The sequence below is a fragment of the Paenibacillus sp. P4_A7 genome (assembly GCF_056402455.1).
Genome location: NZ_JBFUHJ010000469.1, coordinates 1 through 4,286, shown reverse-complemented (window position 1 = coordinate 4,286; position 4,286 = coordinate 1). Strand labels below are relative to the sequence as shown.

The window sequence follows — 4,286 nt, the reverse complement described above, 5'->3', positions numbered from 1 at the left end:
AGTTGAGACAGCTGTGCAGGTGGGACAGGTCCTTCCATAACTAGTACACGGTTGCCTTCCAGCTCGATAAGCTCGCGCTGTAACCGTTTTCGATGTTCCAAGGCAAACCCCCCTTTGATGTTAGGTGTTACCTACTTATCTCTTAAGTAAGATGGTATATGGTTCAAGTTAAACACAGCTTCCTATCGTAAGTTTATCTTCCATTAATGGTATGACTATACGATTAGCGGTAAAGATAATTACTCGTTGTATCTTATTCGACAAGAAAGTCTGTTTTCCTTGGAACAAATTTTGAAAATATGTTTGGATGAGATGGAGTCGAAGAAAAGGGGGAGCATCGTCAAAAATCAGTGTGTGAGTAAATGAACCCCTATGAGGATAGAGTGGTGTAGGGTGGTAAAGCAAGAAAGGTATCCAAACACCATCGTTCCATTACGAGTAATGGAGCGGGCGAAGAGAGTGGATATTGTCCATTCAAACATCTGATAAATCCATTTTTTATGTGTTTGAATGGAAAAGATACAATCAAATAGGCAGCTAGACACTTTTTGACTACGGATTGGTCGATTTGATTGGATGAAATACAGTCAAAGCTCTATTACTTCGTTTTTAAGCTCATTTGAGTGTATGATATACAGTCAAATAAGACAGATGAAGAGTAGGTTCTTATATTCATCTTTATAAAAAGTTGAAAGCGAGATTTGCGCGCCTGCACCTTTAACTTAGTTAGTAGTGACCTGTAAACAGGGGGGCGTTGGCTAATTTAGCTAAGTAGTTTACTGAGTAAGCTACAAATTAAGCTTAGTAAGATAAGTAGGCGCATTGAGCTAAGTAAGTTAAAAATAAGCATAGTTCTAAGTAAGCTAAAAAGTAAGCAAAGAATGCTCATTAGGCTAAGTAAGCCGAAAAGTAAGCAAAGTAGTCTAATAAGCTAAGTAAGCTAACTAATCTTCTTATAAACTAAGTAAAATTGCAAATAAGGAAGCTATAAGCACTGTTTACATGCGTACAGCTTCCTATGGTTAATTCGTTGAAGTAATTGCCCTTTTCGTGTTCAAAGTTCATTAGCCGACTGGGAAAGCCGCAGCCACCGTATGCAAATTACTTTCTTGAAATTTTAGCAGCATCGTTACTTAATAACGCCGCATGCAATCCGCTTACCTGAATTGCCGGAAGGGTCCGTTACATAATCATCGGCCTTTTCATGGATAATGAGCGAAGTACCATTCTTTTGCAGCAAGGAGTTAGGTTGTCCTATCTTTAAGGTTACGGTCTTGCTCTCAAGCTCCGTCATAACCTTACCGTCACTACCGACTTCGATATTCAATAAATCTCCTGAGTGAAAGCCTTTCGGATTATGAAAGCCATGCTCCTTACTTGTAGGGTTAAAATGGGAACCTGCAGTTGTGAAATCCGGAGCATCACAGCGGCCTGTTTCATGAAAATGTATACCGTGCGTTCCCGGAGGCAGCATTTGCGCTTCAATTCGTAGACGTACTGTATCTGCCTGCTGGCTTAGTACGGCCTTTCCTATTTTTATTCCGTTGCTGTTAATTACAGTAATCGTAACTGTCGGTTCGCTGGATTGTGCTTTTGTTATTTGTGCGTTAGCGGATAGAGAGAAGAGCAGCAATGCTACTGTAAGTAAGAGATGTTTCATTTTGACCTCCTATTTTATGGATACTCGATTATTATCCTCAAAATTCACATAATTATTCATCATTAAATAAGTTCGTCCTATACTAGGATTGAATAATAGGAAAACCGTAGTCGAAGAAATTAGGTTGTGCTATAATAATTGTGGCGGTTGAAATGCATGGGAAGTACCATTCATTGCCCAGGTTGTTTGCATTGATTTTATATTCATTTTGTAAGCGTATTCTCGTAAAAATGATAGTCAGATTTGATGGGAGAGTGATAGAATGATCAACTTGCATCAAGAACGCATTCCAGCAACAGCGACGAGCCCGAATTTAACTAACTATGAGGAAGCAAGAGCAAGTTTTGAATGGGAACAAATTGAGAGCCAGTTCAGCTGGTACACAACTGGGAAAGTAAATATGGCTTACGAGGCAATCGATCGTCATGTCGAGAACGGCAAAGGCGACAAGACTGCGCTTCTTTACAGTGACAATGAGCGGGATGAAACCTATACATTCGAACAATTAAGCAAGCAATCCAATCGATTTGCAAACGTCTTGCGTAAGCTAGGCATTTCAAAGGGCGAGCGCATTTTTATATTTATGCCACGTACGCCAGAGCTCTATATTAGCGCATTAGGCGCTTGGAAGGTCGGAGCAGTTGTTGGACCTTTGTTTGAAGCTTTTATGGAAACAGCAGTTAAGGATAGATTGCAAGATAGTGAAGCAACTGCAATCATTACGACTCCTGCTTTGTTTCACCGAATTAAGCGCGATGAACTACCATTACTTAAGCACATTATAGTAGTTGGCAAAGATGTAACGAAGGAAGAAGGCATTCTTGATTTCACTGAAGAGATGAACCTTGCTTCGGATGAAGCTGAAATTGAATGGCTGGATCGTGAAGATGGTCTTATTTTACACTATACTTCTGGTTCTACTGGTAAACCAAAGGGCGTTTATCATGTTCAAAATGCGATGGTGCAGCATTTATACACGGGCCAAATCGTTCTCGATTTGAAAGAGGATGATATTTATTGGTGTACAGCTGATCCAGGTTGGGTTACAGGAACATCATACGGTATTTTCGCACCTTGGCTAAATGGCGCTACAAGCGTCATACGTGGTGGGAGATTCAGTCCTAGTGATTGGTATGGTGTTATCCAAAAGTATGGGGTAACGGTTTGGTACAGCGCGCCCACAGCGTTCCGTATGCTAATGGGAGCAGGCGATGATGTATCACAGCAATTTGATCTATCAAGTTTGCGTCATGTACTTAGCGTAGGAGAGCYGCTAAACCCAGAAGTTGTAAGATGGGGTCTTAAAGTATATGGACAACGGATTCACGATACATGGTGGATGACAGAGACTGGCGCTCAGCTCATTTGTAACTATCCGAGCATGGACATTAAGCCAGGATCAATGGGAAAACCGCTACCAGGTGTAACAGCTGCAATCATTGATGATAGCGGCAACGAGGTAGCTCCTTATCGTATGGGTAACCTCGCCGTTCGTACTCCGTGGCCATCTATGATGCGTAAGGTTTGGAACAACCCTTCGAAATACGCTGAGTATTTTTACCTGAATGGATGGTATGTATCTGGTGACTCTGCTTATATGGATGAGGATGGATATTTCTGGTTCCAAGGCCGTATAGATGATGTTATTAATACAGCCGGTGAGCGAGTAGGACCTTTTGAGGTGGAAAGTAAGCTGGTTGAACATCCTGCAGTAGCTGAGGCTGGTGTAATCGGCAAGCCAGATCCAATGCGCGGTGAAATTATTAAAGCATTTATCGCTTTGAGAGAGGGCTATACACCTTCCGATGAGCTGAAGCAGGAAATTTCACAGTTTGTAAAAGTTGGCTTATCCGCACATGCTGCTCCAAGGGAGATTGAATTCAAGGACAAACTTCCAAAAACACGCAGCGGTAAAATAATGCGCAGAGTGCTTAAAGCATGGGAGCTTAACTTGCCTACTGGCGATTTGTCTACTATAGAAGAATAAAACGATCAGAATGTTTTCTAATTATCGTTATAAAAGAAAGAGGATGCTCCCCTATTGGGGAGCATCCTCTTTGCATTTGTTATTGAATGGAGCGGTCTACGACAACAGCTAATTATTACTCACGGTAACTTGCGCTGATGCGTTAGACTCACCTTGCGCATTCTCCGAAGTAACATAGAACGTTCCGGAAACAAGTGGCGCGACATATTCGAAGTTCGTTTCAGAGGTAGAAGTAATCTTTGAATATTGACCGTCACTGTTAGGGCTGAAATAAATATGATACTGTGTTACTTGCTCAGAGATAGTATTTGACGCCCAGCTCAGCTTTACACTGACTGCGCTACTCTCAGCCTGTAATCCAGTTGGAGCCAAAGGTGCGGACATGCCGCCCTCCTCATTACCATTCGGATTACCGCCATCTGTAGGAGTCAGATCAGGAATTACTGGAGTCGAACCGTATTGAACGAGCTCACTCGGAGCAGATTCTTTTCCAACAACATCTATTGCCGTAACGTAATAGGTATAGCTTTGCGTTTTGGATGCTGTGAAGCTTACTTTTGTTTCTTCTCCTGCCAGTATGGAAGCACCGAATTTCTCGAATGCTGCTTGGTTTACTGATCTGTAAATGCGGTATACAAC

At 41.9% G+C, this 4,286-nt stretch carries 3 protein-coding genes; 1 reads left to right on the top strand and 2 read right to left on the bottom strand.

The window, feature by feature from the left end:
* Nucleotides 1-1,129: 1,129 nt before the first annotated feature.
* The gene (locus AC1DWN_RS28995; protein WP_477562350.1) at nt 1,130-1,660 is read right to left on the bottom strand and encodes a superoxide dismutase family protein; all 531 of its coding nucleotides are present in this window, start codon (nt 1,658-1,660) and stop codon (nt 1,130-1,132) included.
* 262 nt (nt 1,661-1,922) lie between these two features.
* Between AC1DWN_RS28995 and acsA the strand changes: the two genes are divergently transcribed.
* The gene (gene acsA, locus AC1DWN_RS28990) at nt 1,923-3,647 is read left to right on the top strand and encodes an acetate--CoA ligase (RefSeq protein WP_477562349.1); all 1,725 of its coding nucleotides are present in this window, start codon (nt 1,923-1,925) and stop codon (nt 3,645-3,647) included.
* Nucleotides 3,648-3,755: 108 nt separating this feature from the next.
* On the opposite strand, the gene AC1DWN_RS28985 is transcribed toward acsA, so the two are convergent.
* Nucleotides 3,756-4,286: fibronectin type III domain-containing protein (locus AC1DWN_RS28985; protein ID WP_477562348.1), on the bottom strand; the 531-nt coding region annotated here is incomplete at its 5' end.